Raw genomic sequence first — 19,370 nt, 5'->3', positions numbered from 1 at the left:
AGAAAGCGCTTTCACCGCGATCAGGCTAGGGCGGCGCAACGCCGCGGTGCAAGACTCTTACGGGTGATAGAAAGCGCTTTCTCTATCGGCGACTATGGAGATCCACACACCGGATGAGACGATGACCCGGGACGATCGGAAGGAGGGGTCTGATGGCGGTCACACTCGCCGAGGTGGCGGTGCGGGCAGGGGTGTCACCCGCGACGGTCTCGCGCGTACTGAACGGCGGGTACCCGGTGGCAGGCGCCACCCGCACCCGGGTGGAACAAGCGGTCGAGGACCTCGGCTACATCGCCAACGGCCCCGCGCGCGCCCTCGCCGCGGCCACCTCCGACCTCGTCGGCGTCCTCGTCCACGACGTCGCCGACAGCTTCTTCGGAATCCTCGCCGGTGCCCTGCAGGGCGCCCTGGCGCCCAGCGGCCGGGGCGACACCCGTCGGCTCGCCGTCGTCTGCAACACCGAGGGAGCCCCGGCCGCCGAGCTCGACTACCTCGCCCTCCTGGAGGGCCAGCGCGCCGGCGGCGTCGTCCTCACCGGCGGAGCCGTCGAGGAACCGGAACACACCCGCGCCCTCGCCGCCCGCCTCGCGAGGATCGCGGCCACCGGCGCCCCGGTGGTGCTGTGCGGCCGCCCCCCGCTGCCCATGCCCGCCGGACTCCCCGTCGCCACCATCATGTTCGACGACCGGGCCGGCGCCTTCCGGCTCACCGGACACCTGCTGGCGCTCGGCCACCGACAGATCGCCTATGTGGCCGGGCCGCCCGGGCTGAGCACCACCCGGGAACGCCTCGCCGGGCACCAGGACGCCCTGGGCCACCACGACCCCGGGCTGCCCGGGCGGTGCGCCGCCCTCACCGTGCACGCCGGGTTCGAGCGCTCCGCCGGCTACGACGCGACCCGCGAACTGCTGCGCCGCGGCGCCCCCTTCACCGCGGTCGCCGCGGCCAACGACACAGTCGCCACCGGGGTCGCCGCCGCCCTGCGCGAAGCCGGCCTGCGGATACCCGAGGACGTCTCCGTCGCCGGTTTCGACGATCTGCCCGTCTGCGTCGACACCGCACCCGCCCTCACCACCGTCCGGGTGCCGTTGCGCGAGGCCGGCGTGCTCGCCGCGCAGCTCGTCACGGGCCGCAGGGCGATGCCCCCGGGCGGCATCACCACCCTGCCCGCCGAGCTCATGGCGCGCGGATCCACCGCGCCGCCGCCCGCAGCGCCGCTGAGCACCGCCACCGCCGGGAGCCGTCCGTGAGGTACGCCTTCTCCACCCTCGGCCTGCCCGGCGCCGGGCTGGAGCGCAGCGCCGCCCTCGCCGCCACCCACGGGTACGACGGCCTCGAACTGCGCGCCCATCCCGAGGAGCCCCTGCACCCCGCCAGCCCGGCCGCCGACCGCGCGGCGGGCCTGAAGACCCTGACCGCCGCCGGGGTGGGCGTCCTCGGCGTCGCCGGATACGCCGAGGTGGCCGCCCCCGGCCCGGACGAACCGGTACTCGCCGAGATCCAGGCCCTGGTCCGGCTCGCCGCCGACCTCGAAGCCCCGTACGTACGGGTCTTCCCCGGTGGCGGCGACCTGTCCCCGGCCGCCGCCGACGCCCACGCCGTCCGCCGCCTCCGGGCCGCCGCGGCCTTCGCCGAGCGGCACGGCGTGCGCGTCCTGCTGGAGACCCACGACTCGCACCGTACGGCGGCCGCGACGGCCCGGGTGCTCGACCGGGTCGCGCATCCGGGCGCGGGCGCGCTGTGGGACGTACTGCACACCTGGCTCGGAGGCGAGTCGCCGGCCGAGTCGAGTCGTGCCCTCGCCCCGCACCTGGGCTACACGCAGGTCAAGGACGTGCGCTCCGCGCGGGAGCTGACCCCGCTCGGGCTCGGCGGCGGAGCGCTGCCGCTCGGCGAGGCGGTGGCCCTCCAACCGCCCGGCGGCTGGTTGTGCTGGGAGTACGAGAAGCGCTGGTACCCGGGCGCCGCCGAGCTGCCGGGGCAGCTCGCGCGGGGCAGGCGGTACCTGGAGGCCCTGGTCGCCGCCGACCCGCAGGAGCGTCAGGCGGAGTAGGCGAGCCGGTCCCGGTCGACGGGGTAGTGGAAGCCGAGGCCCAGGGCGTAGCGCTCCAACTCCTCGACGGCCGTCACCGCCAGCCGGTCCAGCTCCCCGCCCAGCGAACCCGCCACGTGAGGGGTGAGCAGTACGTTCGGCAGGTTGTACAGCGGGGACACGGCGGGCAGCACTTCCGGTTCGGTGTGGTCCAGGACGGCGTGCAGCCGCCCCGAGAGCAGCTCGTCGGTCAGTGCCTTGGTGTCGACGAGCGAGCCGCGTGCCGTGTTCACGAGGGTGCTGCCGTCCGGCATCAGAGCCAGCCGGGAGGCGTTCAGCAGGTGGCGAGTCTGCGGCAGCTCGGGGGCGTGGAGGCTCACCACGTCGCTGTGCCGCAGGAGTTCGTCGAGCGGGACGGACTCGGCGCCCAGGGCCGCGAGCTCCGCCGGATCGGCGTACGGATCGTGCACGAGCACCCGGAAGTCGAAGGGGCGCAGCAGTTCCAGTACCCGGCGGCCGATGAGCGAGGCGCCGACCAGGCCGACCGTGCGGCGGTAGTTGCCGACGGCCGGGTAGCGGCTCAGCAGGTCGATGGGGGCGCGGGCGGCGCGGTAGGCGTGTGCGGACTCGAGGACGCGCTTGTTGGAGAAGAGGATGGCCGCGAGCGTGTACTCGGCGACCGGCAGGGCGTTCGCGGCGGCGGCGCTGGAGACCAGCAGTCCCCGGTCCCAGCAGGCCCGGGTGACATGGTGCTTGACGCTGCCGGCCGCGTGCACGACGGCCCGGAGCTCCGGCATCAGTTCCAGCGCTCCGGTGTCCAGCGCAGGGCAGCCCCACCCGGTCACCAGCACTTCGGCCGTGGCCAGCCGCTGCCGCAGCGCCTCCTCGGTGAAGGCGAGAGTGAAGTCGGTGACGAGGAGCTCGGGGTCCACGTCGGCGACGCGCAGCAGCTCCGGCATGAGGTGGTCGGCGAGGACGGCCGCCCGGGTGTCGGAGCTCATGGCGAGGACGGTGGCGGGCCGGCGGGCGGGAGTGGTGGAAGGGCCGAGCGAACGGGTCGGGGAGGAGGGCCCGGAAGGGGAGGGCGAGGAGGCGGGGTGGGTCACTTGACGGCTCCTGCGGGTGGGATCCGGACGGCACGTGCGGACGCGCGGCCGTCCGCGGCAGGCCCATCTTTTGCGCGGACGACCACGAGGTCAAGAGCGAATGCGCAAGACGATCGAAACGATCGTCCAGGGAGCACGGACAGGCCTCACGGACGAATGGTCAGCCGGGGGAGCAGTTCCAGATGCTGCCGTGCTCCGCCCTCCGCCGCCCCTCCTCCCTCCAACCGGTCCAGCAGCAGTCCGGCCGCCCGCGCCCCCACCTCGCGCTTGGCCGGCGCCACCGCCGACAGCGGTACGTCGGCCAGAGCGGCCACCTCGTCGTCGTACGTGATCACCGCCAAGTCCTCCGGCACCCGCACCCCCCGTTCCTGGAGCCGGGGGATCAGCATGATCGCGTCCGTGTCGCTGTGGATCAGGGCCGCGGTCACCCCGCCCCGGGTCACGGCCGCGCACAAGTAGTCCAGCGTCCTCGAGAACGCCTCCGCCTCCGCGGACACCTCGGCCTCCCCCGAGGCCTCGGCCCCCGCGTGCGGCCCCGGTGCGGCCGTCGCCCGCGGCCACGGCGGCGCCGACTCCAGCCCGAGCGCGGCCACGGCCGCCTGGAACCCGGTCCGCAGCCGCGCCGACGTCGGCGTCCGCCGGCTGGCGAGCGCGATCCGCCGGTGTCCCAGCCCCGCGAGGTGCTGCACCGCCCGTGCCGCGCCGTGCGCGTGGTCGGAAGCCACCCGGTCCAGCGACGCGGCCGGATGCCCCGGCGGAGCCCACCGCTCCACCAGGACCGCCGGCACCGGGAGGCGCGCCGTCCACGTCCCTTCGCCCGGTCCGGGCGACCCGGCGTCCCAGTTCGGGGTCAGCAGCAGTCCGCGCACCCCGGTGGACAGCAGGTGGTCGGCCTGGGTCCGGTCCTCGCCCGGCAGGTAGCGGGTCAGACCGACCGCGAGGCGTGCGCCCCGCGCCTCGGCCGCCTCGCGGGCTCCCCGTACGACGTCGGCGTAGTAGTACTCGGCGGTCGGCACCACCATCCCGATCACCAGCCCGCCGTCACCACCGCCGCGCGAGTGTGCAGGGCCGGAGCGCCGCGCCGTCGCCGGTGAGGCCCAGGGCCCGGCATCCTTCCCGGCGGAGCCCAGTTGGGGTCGGCTGACCACCCCGTGCATGCGCTGGATCTCGCCCCGCGCCGCCATGGCCTCGACGTCCCGCCGCAGGGTCACGGGGGAGACGCCCAGCTCCCGGGCGAGGTCCGCGACGCGCACGCTGCCCCGGGCCTGGACGAGCGCGCGTACCCGGGCCCGGCGCTGGTCTACATGCGGTCTCAAGGCTCTCCCCCTGGGGTCTTCGCTCCGCGTGGTGCGCGAGGCTCGGACCCAATCATAGGAGCCCGAGCGATCGATTCGATCGATACCGATCAACCGGTCATCGACGGTGTCAACACGGGTTGTTCATCCGGGTCCCTACCGACTCCCGAGCCGCTCGCGGGAGGTCCGCACGCAGTTGTCCACAGGCACCCCGCGGTCCGGAGGAGCGGCATAAAGTGGCTGCCAGTGGATCACGCAAGGGGATCACGCCAGATGATCACGCCGGTCGGTCACGGCGGCGGACGAGTGCGGAGGAACGAAACACATGCGCTATCTCTCCCTGGGCAGTTCAGGTCTCCAGGTGTCCGCGATCGGGCTCGGCTGCAACAACTTCGGCGGCCGGCTCGATGCGCGCGCCACCCGTGGCGTCGTCGACGCCGCACTCGAAGCGGGCATCACCCTCCTGGACACCGCCGACATCTACGGCGGGGGCGGCGGTTCCGAAACCCACCTGGGCGAGGCCCTCAAGGGCCGCCGGGACCAGGTCGTCCTCGCCACCAAGTTCGGCTTCTCCGGTGTGGACATGGGGTACGGACCCGCCGCCGGATCGCGCGGCGGCCGCGCCTACATCCGGCGCGCCGTCGAGGAGTCCCTGGCGCGCCTGCAGACCGACCACATCGACCTCTACCAGCTGCACAGCCCCGACCCGGCCGTCCCCATCGCCGAGACCCTCACCGCGCTCACCGAACTCGTCACCGAAGGCAAGATCCGCTACATAGGACACTCCAACCTCAGCGGCTGGCAGCTCGCCGAAGCCGCCCACGTGGCCCGCGAAACCGGCGCGGCACCCTTCGTATCGGCCCAGAACGAATGGTCGCTGCTCCAGCGGTCCGCGGAGCGCGAGCTCGTCCCGGCCGCCCTCCACTACGGTGTCGGCGTCCTCCCGTACTTCCCGCTCGCCAACGGCCTGCTGACAGGCAAGATCCGGCGAGGCGCCCCCGTACCCGCCGGCTCGCGCCTCGAAGGCCGCGACGCCTACCTCACCGACGAGCGCCTCGACATCGTGGAGGCCCTGGCCGCGCTCGCCGACAAGCACGGCCGCACCGTGCTGGAACTCTCCGTCGGCTGGCTATCCGCCCAGCCCGGCTGTGCCGGCGTCATCGCGGGGGCCACCTCCGCGGAGCAGGTGCGCGCCAACGCCGCCGTCGCCGACCGGCCGCTGGACGCCGGACTGCTGGCCGAGGTCGACGCCGTCGCGGAGGCCGCCCTATGACGGACGTCCTGCGCGGCGCGGTCGTCGACGGCGATCCCGTACACGTACGCGTCCTGCCGTAAGGCGCCGCGGGGTGCGCGTGCGGATCGGGCGGCAGGCCACGAGCGCGCACACCCCGGGCCGCGACCGACGGACAACGGTCCCTGCGCGTCAGGACACGATGCCCTTGCGCGAGGGGTCCGCCACCGGCGGGCCGAACGGGCCCCGCGCGTCAGGACACGATGTCCTTGCGCGAGAACCCGCGGAAGGCGAGCGCGAAGAGCACGAGCGCGTACGACACCGACACCGCCGCTCCCTTGACCATCCCGCCCCACTCCAGCTGCGGCTGCAGGGCGTCGGCCCACGCGAACTGCCAGTGCGCCGGCAGGAACTCCCGCCACGACCCCAGCGCCGTGACCGCGTCCAGCACATTGCCGACGATCGTCAACCCGACCGCGCCGCCCACCGCGCCGAGCGGCGCGTCCGTCCGCGTCGAGAGCCAGAACGCCAGACCGGCCGTCACCAATTGCGAGACGAAGATGAAGGCCACGGCGATCGCGAGCCGCCCCACGGTGTCCCCGGTGGCCAGGGAACCACCCGTCGGCAGCTTCAGCGGCGCCCACCCGTACGCCGCCGTTCCCGCCGCCAGCGCCACCACCGGCAGCAGCACCATCGCCGCCAGGCTGAACCCGAGCGCCACGACCAGCTTGCTCCACAGCAGCCGGGCCCTCGGAACGGGCGAGGCGAGGAGGTAGCGCAGCGAGGACCAGCTGGCCTCTGAGGCCACCGTGTCACCGCAGAACAGCGCCACCGGCACCACCAGCAGGAACCCGGCCGACACGAACAGACAGGTGGCCGCGAAGTTCGCGCCCGAGGCCGTCGCCGTGTCGATGAGGGTGATCCGGCCGTTGCCGCCGCCGCGGCTGCCCGGTCCGCCGCCCACCGCGAAGGCGATCATCAGGACGAACGGCAGCGCGGCCAGGATCCCGCCCATCACCAGCGTCCGCCGCCTGCGCCATTGCCGCAGCGCCTCCACGCGCAGCGGGAGCGTCCGGCCGGCCCGGTAGCCGGGGGCCACCTCACTGACGCCGCCCCTCACGGGCCCGCCGCGCCCACCGGTCCCACCGATCCCACCGGTCCCACCGGTCCCGCTGTTCTCCACGTCCGTCACGGCGCTCACGCCGCACCTCCGATCAGGGTGAGGAACGCGTCCTCGAGCCGCCGGTGCGGTCCCACGCCCGACACCGGCACTTCCAGCCGGACGAGTTCGGCGATGAGTACCGCGGCGCTCGCGCCGTCCAACCGGACGAGCAGTCCGTCGTCGGAGCTCACCACGGACTCCACTCCTTCCAGCGCGGCGACCTTCCCGAGCGTCACCTCGTCCACCGGCCCGGCCAGCGTCACCAGCAGGGCGTCCCCGCCGCCGGTGATCTCGGCGACCTCGCCCGCCTGTACGAGACGGCCCCGGTCCATGACGACCAGGTGCGTGCAGGACTGCTCGACCTCCGACAGCAGGTGGCTGGAGACGATGACCGTCCGTCCGCCCGCCGCGTACCGGATCATCACGTCGCGCATCTCACGGATCTGCGGCGGGTCCAGACCGTTCGTCGGCTCGTCCAGGATCAGCAGGTCCGGCATGCCGAGCATGGCCTGTGCGATCGCGAGGCGCTGGCGCATGCCCTGCGAGTACGTGCGCACCGCGCGCTCCAAGGCGTCCCCTAGCCCTGCGATCTCCAAGGCCTCGTCCATGTGCGAGTCCTCGGCCGGGCGGCCCGTGGCCTGCCAGTACAGCTCCAGGTTGGCCCGTCCGGTCAGGTGCGGCAGGAAGCCGGCGCCCTCGACGAACGCCCCGACGCGCGACAGCACGGGCGCGCCGGCCCGCACCGCGTGCCCGAAGACCCGTACCTCCCCGGCGTCCGGCGTGATCAGGCCCATCAGCATGCGCAGGGTCGTGGTCTTGCCCGCGCCGTTGGGTCCGAGCAGGCCGAGCACCTGGCCCTTCTCCACGCGGAAGGACAGGTCCCGGACGGCGTAGCGGTCCTGCGCCTTGGCGTAGCGCTTGGTCAGCCCGGTGATCTCCAGCGGTACGTCGGCCAGCGCCGGTTCGGGCTGCGGTGCGCCGGCCCGGATCCCGCCCGGCCCCCGGCCGGTCCTGCGGATCCCCACCAGCCCCGCGGCCAGCAGCGCCGCCCCGAGCGGCATCCCCCACGTCCAGGCGGGCAGCCCGGAGGACGCCGCCCGCACGCCGCCCGCGACGGGCACCGCCAGCGGGCCCTGCGCCGAGACGGTGTAGGCCGCAGGCGCCGCCGGGGACGCGTAGCCGAGGTCGGTGGCGGCGACGACGAGCCGCAGCCGGTGCCCGGCTTCGACGGCGTGGTCGATCGCGGGCAGCCGCAGCTCGACGACCTTGTCCTGCTGGGCGTTCTCCACCCGCACCGGTGCCACCAGCTGACTCGGCAGCACCTGCCGGCGCCCGTCGGGCCCGACGTCGTAGACCTTGCCGAACAGCACGGCCGAACCGTCCGCGGCAGTCGACCTCACCTTCAGGGTGACGGTCGGGGTCCCGGTGATCCGCACCTCCTCGGCCAGCGGCTCCGAATCGAACTGCGCGTTCTGCCCGGGGAAGTCCAGCGAGATCCCGGTTCCGAGGGCGGCGAGCTGCCCGCCGATGCCCGGCAGGGCGGACAGCGCGGGCGGAGCCCCGCCGGCCGGGTTGCCGAAGCTCTGCTCCCGGCCGGCCAGGGCGAACTCGCGCGGTCCGGACCGCAGCCCGGGATATTCGGGACCGCTCGCTCCGCGCAGGGTGACCTCGCCGTCGGTGGAATCGATGCCGCCCGAGCGCGAGACCCGGAAGGCGGGACCGGTGTCCACGGCCGAGTCGTCCTTGAGGTAGCGGTCGAACCAGGACTTCACCCGGCGCTCGACGCGGTCGGCCTCGCGCATGCCGCCGTCGTGGCCGCCCGCGGCCCAGTCGACGGAGACGGGCGCGCCGTTGGCGGCGATGGCCTCGGCCATGGCGTCGGCCTGGTCCAGGGGGAAGAGGGAGTCGTCCTGGCCCTGGGTGATCAGGGTCGGCACCTTGATGGCGGAGCCGACAGCGGAGGGACTGCGCCGCTCCAGCAGCGCGCGGGCCTCCGCGTCGGGCGCTCCGGCCACCGCGACCCGTTCGTACATGGCGCACAGCTCGGGCTGGAAGCGCCCGCAGCCGGGGGCCGACGGCGACGCCGGGTTCGCCCCCGGAGCCCCGGGCTGCATGCCGCCCGCCGAACCGGTGGTGAAGAAGAGGCCGGACCACAGCTTCTTGAACACGCCGCCCGGGAAGAGCGCGTCGGCGAGGTTCCAGTAGGTGATCGAGGGGGCGATCGCGTCCACCCGCGGGTCGTGACCGGCCGCGAGCAGTGAGATGGCCCCGCCGTACGATCCGCCCGCGATGCCGACGCGCGGATCGCCCGCCGCGTCGAGCCGCACCTCGGGCCGGGCCGCGAGCCAGTCGATGAGCCGGGAGACGTCCTTGACCTCGAAGTCGGGGTCGTTCAGCCCGATCTTGCCGCCGGAGCGGCCGAATCCGCGCGCGGACCAGGTCAGCACGGCGTACCCGTCGCGGGCGAGGCGCTCGGCCTGCGGCCGCATGTCGTCCTTGCTGCCGCCGAAGCCGTGAGCGAGCAGGACGGCGGGACGTTTCTCCCCGTCGCCCCCGCCTCCGCTCCCGGAGGTGAAGTACGAGATGTCGATGCCTGGGCCGGACGGATCGAGGCCGGGCACGTCCAGCAGGCGGTCCTCGCGGTGCACGGCCGCGGCGTCGCCGGCCGCGGCGGTGGCCGTCAGCGTGCCCGCCCCCGCGACGACGGCGAGCGCGGCGGCGCCCGCGAGCAGGCGGCTGCGGCGGCGCCGGGGCAGTCGGAGCTTCATACGGGAACCCTAAACGCCAGGCCCGCCCCGCCCGCGCTCCCACAGAGTGAACCGCAGACCTTCTCGAGGACTACGCCGGCCGCCTCGCGTACCGCGTCCGCGGTATGCCGGGTTCGGGGCGCCCGCAGACCTCACCCGCCGGCCGACCTGCGCCCGGCGCCGAGCGGCGGGAGGATGGCCCCATGCTGCTGGCCGAGGTCGCGCGCGTGTCCCGGGAGGTCGCCGAGACCTCCGCCCGGTCCCGGAAGACCTCCCTGCTCGCGGAAGTGTTCGCCGCCGCGTCGGCCGAGGAGGCCGCCCTCGTGGTCTCCTACCTCGCGGGTCGGCTGCCGCAGGGCCGCCCGGGGATCGGCTGGCGCGCGCTCGCCCGGGAGGTGGAGCCGGCCGCCGAGCCCGTCCTGACCGTCGCGGCCGTCGACGAGGCCGTGACCCGGCTCGCCGCCGTCGCCGGAACCGGGGCGCAGGCCGAGCGCCGCAGGATCCTGGACGGCCTGTTCGGCGCCGCGACGGGGGCGGAGCAGCGGTTCCTGCGCAGCCTCCTCTCCGGCGAGGTGCGCCAGGGTGCGCTCGACGCCGTGGCGCTGGAAGGCGTGGCCGCCGCGGCCGGGGTGCCGGCCGCCGAGCTGCGCCGGGCCGCGATGCTCGAAGGCTCCCTGCCCCGGGTGGCGGCGGCCGTCCTGGCCGGCGGGGCGGAGGCCCTGCGCGAGGTCACGCTGCGCGTGGGGCGGCCCGTACAGCCGATGCTCGCGAACACGGCGAAGTCGGTGGCCGAGGCGCTGACCGCGCTCGGGGCGTGCGCGGTGGAGGAGAAGCTCGACGGGATCCGGGTGCAGGTCCACCGCGACGGGGACGACGTACGGGTGTACACGCGCTCCCTCGACGAGATCACCGGCCGGCTGCCGGAGGTGGCCGAGCTGGCCCGGTCGCTGCCGGGGGAGCGGTTCATCCTCGACGGGGAGGTCATCGGGCGGTCCCCGGCGGACGGCAGGCCGGTGCCGTTCCAGGAGGTGGCGAGCCGGGTCGGCTCCCGCCTCGACGTCGAGGCGGCCCGTCGGGTCCTCCAGGTGTCCCCGTTCTTCTTCGACGTGCTCGCGGTGGGCGACGACGTACTCCTCGACGCGCCGGTCCGCGAGCGGTACGAGTCGCTGGCCGCCCTGGTGCCCGAGGAGTGGCGGGTGCGCCGGCTCGTGGTCGAGGACCCGTCGGCGCAGTCGGCCGAAGCGGAGGAGTTCTGGGCGCAGACCCTGCGCCGGGGCCACGAGGGCGTCATGGTCAAGGCCCTCGGCTCCACCTACGCCGCCGGCCGGCGCGGCAAGTACTGGCTCAAGGTGAAACCGGTCCACACCCTGGACCTAGTGGTGCTCGCCGTCGAACGGGGCCACGGCCGGCGCACCGGGCTCCTGTCCAACCTGCACCTCGGCGCGAGGGCAGCCGACGGCACGTACGCCATGCTCGGCAAGACCTTCAAGGGCCTCACGGACGAGATGCTGCGCTGGCAGACCGAACGGCTCGGCGAGCTCGCCGTCGAGGACGACGGCTTCACGGTCACGGTCCGCCCCGAGCTGGTCGTGGAGATCGCCTACGACGGCTTGCAGCGCTCACCGCGCTACCCCGCCGGCGTCGCGCTGCGCTTCGCGCGGGTGTTGCGCCACCGGCCCGACAAGCGGGCGGAGGAGGCGGACACGGTGGATACGGTGCTCGGGCAGCGTGACGGTGACGCGCGGCCCGCCTCGGGATGACGGGAGGTCATGCCCCGTCCCGGGCACGGGCGGAGGGCGTGCACGGCCCGTACGGAAGATCATCGGGCCGGGCTGCCCGATACCCTGATGAAATGACGATGCGCAAGACGGTTCATGTGAGTGTCGACGCGATGATCGAGGATCTCAGGGCACTCGTCGAGGTCGAGTCCCCGTCGCGCGACCCCGATGCTCTGACGGCATCGGCCAAGGTCGTCGCCTCCGTCATCGAGAGCCGCCTCGGCGGGCACGCCGTCCTCGTCGACAGCGATGCCGGGCCGCACGTCCACTGGACGGCCGGGGGCGACCCCAAGGTGCTGGTCCTCGGACACCACGACACGGTCTTCCCCCTCGGATCCCTCGAACGGCGTCCGTTCGCCGTCGAGGACGGGCACGCCACCGGCCCCGGCGTCTTCGACATGCTCGGCGGCCTGGTACAGGCCGTTCACGGCCTCGCGACCCTCGAAGACCTGTCGGGCGTCGAGATCCTGGTGACCGCCGACGAAGAGGTCGGTTCCCGATCGTCCAGGGCCCTGCTCGAGGAGCGGGCGCTCGCCTGCGGCGCGGTCCTCGTGCTCGAGGGCGCCGCCGACGGCGGCGCCCTGAAGACCGGCCGCAAGGGCTGCGGCAGCTTCCAGGTCTCCATCACGGGCCGTGCCTCGCACGCGGGCCTGGAGCCCGCGGCCGGGGTCAACGCGCTGATCGAAGCGGCTCACCAGGTACTGGACATCGCCGCGCTCGGCCGGCCCGAGATCGGCACCACCGTCACTCCGACCGTCGCGTCCGCGGGAACCCTCGACAACGTCGTTCCCGCGGAGGCCACCGTCATCGTCGACGTCCGCGTCGAGTCGGACGCCGAGCGGGAGCGGATCGAGTCCGCGTTCGCGGCACTGGCTCCGCACCTCGACGAGGCCGAGATCGTGGTGCGGGGAGCCATCGGCAGGCCCCCGATGCCCGAGTCCGCCTCGGCCGAGCTCTTCGCCGTGGCGCAGCGGCTGCTTCCCGGCATCGAGGGCAAGACCGTCGGCGGCGGAAGCGACGGCAACTTCACGGCCGCGCTGGGCGTGGCGACGCTCGACGGCCTCGGAGCGGTCGGCGGCGGCGCCCACGCCGACCACGAGTACCTGGTGGTGGGGTCGATGGCGGAGCGGGCGAACCTCGTCGCCGCGATGGTGGACGCCATCCGGAACGGCTGAGGGGCCGCCGCCCGAGCGCCCGAGAGGGTCTTGCCTCAGAGGCAAGAAGGATTGCCAGGGAGGTAAGGATCTGGCTCAATCGGAGCATGACGACCGGTCCTCAGCCCGGCCCCGACACGGCGGCCGGCTCCGACGACGCGCGCCCCGACGACGCGCGCCCCGACGACGCGCGCCCCGACGACGCGCGCCCCGACGACGCGCGCCCCGACGACGCGCGCCCCGACGACGCGCGCCCCCACGGCGACGACGGCGAGCTGCCCACCGTGGCCCCGCAGCTGCGGGAGCTGCGCCGCCGTGCCGGGCTCACCCTGGAAGCCGCCGCCGCACGGGCCCGGCTCTCGCCCGCGCACCTGTCGCGGCTGGAGACCGGACGGCGCCAGCCCTCGCTGCCGCTGCTGCTCGGACTCGCCCGCACCTACGGTACGACGGTGTCGGAGCTGCTCGGTGAGACCCCCGCCCTCGCCGATCCCATCGTACGAGCCGGCGGCCCGGGCGCCCGCGAGGCCGACGGCTGGACCTACTGGCAGGCCGGAGGATCCGGCCGCGGGATGCAGGCGCTGCGGGTGCACGTCCCCCACGGGCGCAGCCAGGGCGAGCTGGTCCGCGTACATCCCGGGGAGGAGTGGCTGTACGTTCTGAAGGGGCGGCTGCGGCTGCATCTGGGGGACACCGAGCACCTGCTGGAGCAGGGGGACAGCGCGCACTTCGACTCGCTCACCCCGCACCGGATCGGCGCGGCCTCGGCCGCCGGGGCCGACCTCCTGTTCGTCCACACCCTGCTGCAGAGCAGCCTCGCCGGGCTGTGCCTCGGCGGGGCGACCTCCACCACGCAGCACCGATAGCCGAGGAGCCGTACCCATGTCCCAGACAGAGCAGCAGCCCGAGGCCGGGGAAGCCCGACCGCCCGCCCTCATGCGGCGCATCGAGTCGAAGTTCCCGCGGGGTCTCGTCATCCGGCTCACCGCCTACTTGTTCGTAGGCCACCTCTTCGCGTTCTTCGTCTACTTGCTCTTCGTCCTGGGCGCCCGCAACCAGTGACGGCCCGGCAAACCGTCCCGGCCACGGCACCAGTGCCGTGACCGGAAAGGTCCACCGGGTCACGGCACTAGGAACCTGCAGGTCCTGAAGCTACCCTCCGCGCATGATTTCCACGGTTGTCTGGGGTACCGGCAACGTCGGCCGTTTGGCCATCCGTGCCGTCGAGGCCCATCCGGCGCTGAAACTGGCCGCCGTCATCGTCCACAATCCGCAGAAGGTCGGCCGCGACGCCGGTGAACTCGGCGAGCTCGACTACGAGGTCGGGGTCGTGGCCACCGACGACATCGAGGCCGTGCTCGCCGCCCGTCCGCAGGCGGTCGTCTACGCCGCCTCCGGCGACATCCGCCCCGACGACGCCCTCGCCGACATCACGCGGGCGATCCGCTGCGGGGCCGTCGTCGTCAGCCCCGCCCTCTATCCGCTCTACGACCACCGCAACGCGCCACCGGAGTTCCGTGATCCGGTGGCCGCCGCGGTCGCCGAGGGCGGTGGTTCGCTCTTCGCCTCGGGCGTCGACCCCGGCTGGGGCAACGACGTGCTCCCGCTCCTGCTCAGCGGACTCGGCACCAGGATCGACGTCATCCGCTGCCAGGAGATATTCGACTACTCCACCTACGACCAGCCGGACTCCGTCCGCCTCCTCGTCGGCATGGGCCAGCCCATGGACTTCGAGCCCATGATGCTCATGCCGTCCGTCCCGACCATGGTGTGGGGCGGGCAGATACGGATGATGGCCCGGGCCCTCGGTGTCGAACTCGACGACATCCGCGAGACCGTGGACCGCCGCGCCCTCGACACCACCGTCACCACGCGCACGATGGGCGAGTTCGAGGCCGGCACCCAGGGGGCCATCCGCTTCGAGGTGCAGGGCATCGTCGAGGGCGAACCACGCATCGTCATCGAGCACGTCACCCGCATCCACGCCTCCTGCGCCCCCGACTGGCCGAGCCCGCCCGGCGGCGGCGACGGCGCCCACCGGGTCGTCATCGAGGGCCGCCCGCACATCGAGGTCACCATCGAGGCCACCGACGAGGGCGAGAACCGCTCCGCCGGCGGCAACGCCACCGCCGTCGGACGCCTCGTCGGCGCCATCGACTGGCTGGTGGAGGCCGAACCGGGGCTCTACGACGCCCTGGACGTCCCCCTGCGCCCCGCCACCGGCAAGCTCGGAAGGAAACTGCCATGAGGATCGACGTACCCGAAGGCCAGCACCCCATCGAGTACGTCTGGGGCGACCTGGTTCCCGGCATCGGGATGGCCGCCGCCAACTTCTCGCTGTCGGTGTACGCCCACACCACCCTGGGCCTGCGGGAGTTCGAGGCCGCCCGGTTGCGCGTCGCGCAGATCAACGGGTGCGTCTTCTGCCTGGACTGGCGGACCGACCGGGACGGGGAGAAGGTCGAGGAGGAGTTCTCCGAGGCCGTCACCGAGTGGCGCACCACGGACCGCTTCGACGAGCGCACCCGGCTGGCGGCCGAGTACGCGGAGCGGTACTGCCTCGACCACCACGGCCTGGACGAGGAGTTCTGGGAGCGGATGGCGGCGCGCTACAGCCAGTTGGAGATCGTGGAGCTGACGATGAGCATCGGGTCCTGGCTCGCCTTCGGCCGGCTCAACCACGTGCTCGGCCTCGACAGCGTCTGCGTACTGCCCGGCCACTGAGCCGGGGAGCGGGGCGCACACGGGTCCGGGGCCGTCGGTGGATCCGACGGCCCCGGTCCTCGTGCTCCCACCGCCCGTACCCGCCGCGGGTGCGGGCGGCCCCTGCCGGCCGGTGCTACAGGTCGGTGGCGATGATCTTCTCGATGTTGCGCTCCGCGAGCGCGGTGATCGTGACGAAGGGGTTGACGCTGGTGTTGCCCGGGATCAGCGCGCCGTCGATGACGTACAGGCCGGTGTAGCCGTGCAGGCGCCCGTAGTTGTCGGTGGCCTTGTTCAGGACCGCGCCGCCGAGCGGGTGGTAGGTCAGGTGGTCGCCCCAGATCTTGTTGGTGCCGAAGAGGTCGGTCCGGTAGATCGTCCCCTCCTTCGAGTTGATCTTGTCGAAGATGGTCTTGGCCATGTCGATCGACGGCTGCTTCCAGGCAGACTGCCAGTTCAGCTCCACCGCGCCCGACGCCGCGTTGTACGTGAACTGCGCGCGGTGCGGGTTCTTCGTGATCGACAGGTAGAAGGAGGCGTAGGTCTCGATGCCGGTCGGCAGCGGGGCCACCTCGGCGAAGGCTCCGCCCGCGTCCCAGTTGTCGATGCCGCCGCAGGGGATGGACGCCTGCACCTTGCCGGTCGGGTCCCACATGTGGTTGGCCCGGCCGCACATGACGTTGCCGTTGTCGCCCCAGCCCTTGCCGATCTCGCCGTTCAGGTTCGCCAGCGCGCCGGTCGCCTTCAGTCTGACGAGCAGCTTGCTGGTGCCCACGCTGCCGGCCGCGAAGAAGACCTTGTCCGCGCGGACGGTCTTCGTGCCGATCGCGTCGCCCGAGGTGTTGATCTGGTCGATGACGACCGTGTACCCGCCGGCGGCCGCCGGGGAGACCGAGGTCACCTTGTGGAGGGGGGAGATGGTGACCTTGCCCGTGGCCTTGGCCTGGGCGATGTAGGTCTGCTGGAGCGACTTCTTGCCGGCGTTGTTGCCGTAGAGGATCTCGCCGGCGACGGCCGACTTGGGGACGGTGCCGGCCGCCTCGCGCTCCATGTAGTCCCAGTCGTACACGTCGGGGACGAAGATGAAGGGGAACCCGGCGCGCTGGGCGTGCTTGCGGCCGACGCGGGCGAACTGGTAGCAGTCGACGGTGTCGAACCAGGCCGGGTCGATCAGGCCGACGCCGAGACCCGCGTTGGCGCGCGGGTAGTAGGTGCTGTACATCTCCTCCGCGTCCACGGACGGGAGGACCGCGGCGAAGTTGGAGCGCTTCGGAGTCACCGCCATGCCGCCGTTGACGAGGGAGCCGCCGCCGACGCCGCGGCCCTGGTAGACGGTGATCCCGCCCATTTCCTCGGCGTCCAGGATGCCGGTGTAGCGCGGGACGTTCTTGTCGATGGGGAAGCCCAGGAAGTTGCTCAGGGGTGCCTTGGTCCTGGTGCGCAGCCAGTAGGCCCGGTAGTCCGGGCTGGTCGTGTTGCAGAAGATCTTGCCGTCCGAGCCGGGGGTGTCCCAGGCCATGCCCATCTCGATCATGTGGACGTCCACGCCGGCCTGGGCGAGCCGCAGCGCGGCGACGGATCCGCCGTACCCGGTGCCGATCACCAGGGCGGGTACGTGCGCCCCGTTGTCGATGGGGCCGGCGGCGGCCGCCCCGGCGGTGGCTGCCTGCGCCTGGGAGGGAGCGACCTGGCCCGCAAGGGCCATGGCTCCCAGAATGGAACCAGTTCTACCCAAGAAGCCGCGACGGGAGACGCCGTTCGTGTGTGTTTTGTGCAGGCCTTTGTCGCTCATGTGAGCTTCCTCACTCTAGGCTGAATGAGAACGAGTTCTACTGCCGAGTGCTTGTGAAGTCACTAGATACGCCGAGGTATCTTTTCGCCGGCCGCGGCCATGGAGGGCATCGATCGACTCCGGCGCGGGGGCGTCGAAGGTCCCATCGGACGCTGGGAACGACCGCCCGCCGTCGACCGCCGTCGGGCGTGCGGTGACGGTGTGGCCGAGGGGGCGGGCCGGCCGGCGGCGGGTGTCCGCCCCGGTCCGCCACGTCGGAAGTCGAACGCGTGGCGCCGGGCCGGGGCGCCGTGAGGAAATCGGGCCTCCCGCCGCATCCAGCCACTCCGTCATGGCTGGGTCACGTCGGGCGCGAGGCTGAAAAGCGACAAACCCCAGGACGGTCCCCTGATCGGTTCCCGAATCTTTTTACCTTCGCCGGGTGGCCCTGTTCGCCTGCCCCGCCGGCTGTTACAGCCCGGGGGCCCGGCGTCCGGCATCCGCCCGTTCAGAAGGGGAACCCCCGCGGTGGCCGGTCCAGACCAGCATGGGCGTCGAGGTGACCGCCGCGAAGGCGCACCATGTGGAAGCGGATTCGAGCCTCCACAGCGCCGCGCAGACGGGGACCCCGGCGGTCGGCGGCAGGCCGAGGAGGCGGAGCGGCGGTCTCCGGAGATCAGCAGGGCGGGTCCGCCGGCTCACCGCTCCGCCGCTCCGGGGGGTTCCAGCGGCGGAGCGGTCACCGCGCAGTTCGTGAGGCACTGCGGATGGCAGGTCCCGGGTGCGGGAGAGCGTACGGTGGCCCACGCCAGGGCGGCGCCGACCACCAGCACCCCCGCGCACCAGAGCATGGCCCGCCCGAACGCCGCGTCGAAGGCGTCGGCCGAGAGGTACGCGTCCGGCCCCATCCCCGCCAGCAGTGGCAGCGCGGCCACCGCGAGGAGCCCGGCGGCCCGCGCGGCGGCGTTGTTGATGCCGCTGGCCAGTCCGGCCCGGCCCGGGTCCACCGAGGCCAGCACGGTCGCCGTCAGCGGAGCCACCAGGGTCGCCATGCCCAGGCCCATCACCAGCAGCGCCGGCAGCACGTCCTGCACGTACGAGGCCTCCGGGCCCACGCGCAGCATCAGCAGCATCCCCGCCGCGCACAGCAGCGGGCCCACGGTCAGCGGGATCCGCGGGCCGATCCGCTCGCCGAGCTCCGCCGAACGGGCCGACAGCAGCAGCATCAGGGCGGTGGTGGGCAGCAGGGCGGCCCCGGATTCGAGGGCGGAGTAGCCGCAGACCACCTGCAGCTGGAGCACCACGAGGAAGAAGAAGCCGCCGAACGCCGCGTACACGCACAGGGTGACCAGGTTGACGGCCGTGAACTGGCGCGAGGCGAAGATCTCGGGAGGGACCATCGGATCGGCCCGCCGCCGCTCGACCTGGACGAAGGCCACGGCGAGCAGGACGCCGGCGACGGCAGCGGCCGGCACGAGGGCCGAACCGGACCCGGCCTCGATCAGCGCGTAGGTCAGCAGGGCGAGCGAGGCCGCGCCGATGACGGCGCCGGCCACGTCGAACCGTCCGGTCGCCCGCGGATCCCGCGACTCCGGTACGTGCCGCAGGGCCACCGGGACGCACAGCGCGGCCACCGGCACGTTGAGCAGGAAGACCCAGCGCCAGCCCGGCCCGTCCACCAGCCACCCGCCCAGGAACGGTCCCACGGCCGCGCCCACTCCGCCGAACCCGGACCACAGTCCCACCGCGCGGGCCCGGTCGTCGGGATGGATCGACGCCTGGATCAGCGCGAGCGAGCCGGGCGTAAGGAGGGCGCCGCCGACGCCCTGCAGGGCGCGGGCCGCGATGAGTACCCCGGAGTTCGGCGCGAGGCCGCAGAGCAACGAGCTCACCGCGAACCAGACCACCCCGAGGACGAAGATCCGGCGCCGCCCGAAGCGGTCGCCGAGGGACCCGCCGACCAGGATCAGCCCGGCGAGGGTCAGCAGATAGGCGTTGACCGTCCACTGGAGCACGGCCAGGTCGGCGTCGAGATCCTGCCCGATGGCGGGGAGGGCGACGTTGACCACGGTCGAGTCGAGCAGCGCCATGGCGGAGCCGAGCACGGTGGTCAGCACGATCCACCGGCCCTGCGCGGTCCCGAGCCGCACTCCTGGGGACGGCGGCGACGCCGCGGGGTCGGTCATCCCCCCAGGCTGACTCGCGCGGCCGGGAACGGCCACCCGGCTGTGGTCCGACGGAACGGCCGGACGGCGCCGGAGTGCGGCTCATTAGGCCCCCTTGTACTGGGCATGACACCTCGCGCACCATGGCCCGCGCACGTCACGCACACCCTTTCCGCACGAACTGCACACGGCGTACGAGGAGACCACACGTGCCACAACGCGACAGCCG

16 protein-coding genes are annotated in these 19,370 nt (G+C 73.4%); 9 read left to right on the top strand and 7 right to left on the bottom strand.

Translation table 11 applies throughout. From position 1 onward, the window contains the following. Nucleotides 1-152 precede the first annotated feature (152 nt). Both ACFWBY_RS04790 and ACFWBY_RS04785 read left to right on the top strand, forming a co-directional pair. A complete protein-coding gene (locus ACFWBY_RS04790; protein ID WP_385330031.1) occupies nt 153-1,250 on the top strand; it encodes a LacI family DNA-binding transcriptional regulator in 1,098 nt (365 codons plus the stop codon). Beyond that, a complete protein-coding gene (locus tag ACFWBY_RS04785) occupies nt 1,247-2,053 on the top strand; it encodes a sugar phosphate isomerase/epimerase family protein (protein WP_385330028.1) in 807 nt (268 codons plus the stop codon). Before ACFWBY_RS04790 ends, ACFWBY_RS04785 begins: the two co-directional genes overlap by 4 nt. Here the strand turns inward: ACFWBY_RS04785 and ACFWBY_RS04780 are convergent. Continuing rightward, a complete protein-coding gene (locus ACFWBY_RS04780) occupies nt 2,041-3,033 on the bottom strand; it encodes a hydroxyacid dehydrogenase (protein ID WP_385330026.1) in 993 nt (330 codons plus the stop codon). The genes ACFWBY_RS04785 and ACFWBY_RS04780 overlap by 13 nt on opposite strands. A gap of 251 nt (nt 3,034-3,284) precedes the next feature. Continuing rightward, nucleotides 3,285-4,454, bottom strand: coding sequence for a substrate-binding domain-containing protein (locus ACFWBY_RS04775; RefSeq protein ID WP_385330024.1), 1,170 nt, complete (start codon nt 4,452-4,454; stop codon nt 3,285-3,287). A 304-nt stretch (nt 4,455-4,758) separates the two neighbouring features. On the opposite strand from ACFWBY_RS04775, the gene ACFWBY_RS04770 reads away from it, so the two are divergent. Next, nucleotides 4,759-5,706, top strand: coding sequence for an aldo/keto reductase (locus ACFWBY_RS04770; RefSeq protein ID WP_385330021.1), 948 nt, complete (start codon nt 4,759-4,761; stop codon nt 5,704-5,706). 211 nt (nt 5,707-5,917) lie between these two features. On the opposite strand, the gene ACFWBY_RS04765 is transcribed toward ACFWBY_RS04770, so the two are convergent. After that, nucleotides 5,918-6,814 (bottom strand): ABC transporter permease, encoded by an 897-nt coding sequence (locus ACFWBY_RS04765; protein ID WP_385330290.1) that lies wholly within the window; start codon nt 6,812-6,814, stop codon nt 5,918-5,920. Nucleotides 6,815-6,861: 47 nt separating this feature from the next. Then, nucleotides 6,862-9,594, bottom strand: a complete 2,733-nt coding sequence (locus ACFWBY_RS04760; RefSeq protein ID WP_385330019.1) for an alpha/beta fold hydrolase — start codon at nt 9,592-9,594, stop codon at nt 6,862-6,864. 182 nt (nt 9,595-9,776) lie between these two features. Here ACFWBY_RS04760 and ACFWBY_RS04755 point away from each other — a divergent pair, with 182 nt between their 5' ends. The 6 genes from ACFWBY_RS04755 (at nt 9,777) to ACFWBY_RS04730 (ending at nt 15,226) form a co-directional block, all read left to right on the top strand. Next, nucleotides 9,777-11,333: an ATP-dependent DNA ligase gene (locus ACFWBY_RS04755; protein ID WP_385330016.1), complete on the top strand. Its 1,557-nt coding sequence runs from the start codon at nt 9,777-9,779 to the stop codon at nt 11,331-11,333. Between the two features lie 92 nt (nt 11,334-11,425). Next, nucleotides 11,426-12,526 carry a M20 family metallopeptidase gene (locus tag ACFWBY_RS04750; protein WP_385330015.1) on the top strand — a complete coding sequence of 367 codons (1,101 nt, stop codon included), beginning with the start codon at nt 11,426-11,428 and terminating at the stop codon, nt 12,524-12,526. A gap of 254 nt (nt 12,527-12,780) precedes the next feature. Continuing rightward, nucleotides 12,781-13,368, top strand: coding sequence for a helix-turn-helix domain-containing protein (locus tag ACFWBY_RS04745; protein WP_385409627.1), 588 nt, complete (start codon nt 12,781-12,783; stop codon nt 13,366-13,368). A 16-nt stretch (nt 13,369-13,384) separates the two neighbouring features. Beyond that, a complete protein-coding gene (locus ACFWBY_RS04740) occupies nt 13,385-13,564 on the top strand; it encodes a DUF6126 family protein (RefSeq protein ID WP_385330010.1) in 180 nt (59 codons plus the stop codon). 103 nt (nt 13,565-13,667) lie between these two features. After that, a complete protein-coding gene (locus ACFWBY_RS04735; protein ID WP_385330008.1) occupies nt 13,668-14,750 on the top strand; it encodes a dihydrodipicolinate reductase in 1,083 nt (360 codons plus the stop codon). Then, nucleotides 14,747-15,226, top strand: coding sequence for a carboxymuconolactone decarboxylase family protein (locus ACFWBY_RS04730; RefSeq protein ID WP_385330005.1), 480 nt, complete (start codon nt 14,747-14,749; stop codon nt 15,224-15,226). Before ACFWBY_RS04735 ends, ACFWBY_RS04730 begins: the two co-directional genes overlap by 4 nt. A gap of 115 nt (nt 15,227-15,341) precedes the next feature. On the opposite strand, the gene ACFWBY_RS04725 is transcribed toward ACFWBY_RS04730, so the two are convergent. From ACFWBY_RS04725 to ACFWBY_RS04715, 3 genes are all read right to left on the bottom strand, one after another. Then, entirely contained in the window at nt 15,342-16,997 is a 1,656-nt protein-coding gene (locus ACFWBY_RS04725) for a GMC oxidoreductase (protein ID WP_385330003.1), read from the bottom strand. Between the two features lie 450 nt (nt 16,998-17,447). Further along, complete coding sequence (locus ACFWBY_RS04720) at nt 17,448-17,678, bottom strand: DUF6629 family protein (protein ID WP_385330000.1); 231 nt, start codon at nt 17,676-17,678, stop codon at nt 17,448-17,450. Further along, complete coding sequence (locus ACFWBY_RS04715) at nt 17,675-19,162, bottom strand: MFS transporter (RefSeq protein WP_385329997.1); 1,488 nt, start codon at nt 19,160-19,162, stop codon at nt 17,675-17,677. Before ACFWBY_RS04715 ends, ACFWBY_RS04720 begins: the two co-directional genes overlap by 4 nt. Between the last annotated feature and the right edge of the window lie 208 nt (nt 19,163-19,370).

The organism is Streptomyces sp. NPDC060049 (assembly GCF_042736715.1).
Lineage (GTDB): Bacteria > Actinomycetota > Actinomycetes > Streptomycetales > Streptomycetaceae > Streptomyces.
The sequence above is the reverse complement of the archived record's forward strand: the minus strand, read 5'-3'. Positions and strand labels throughout refer to the sequence as shown.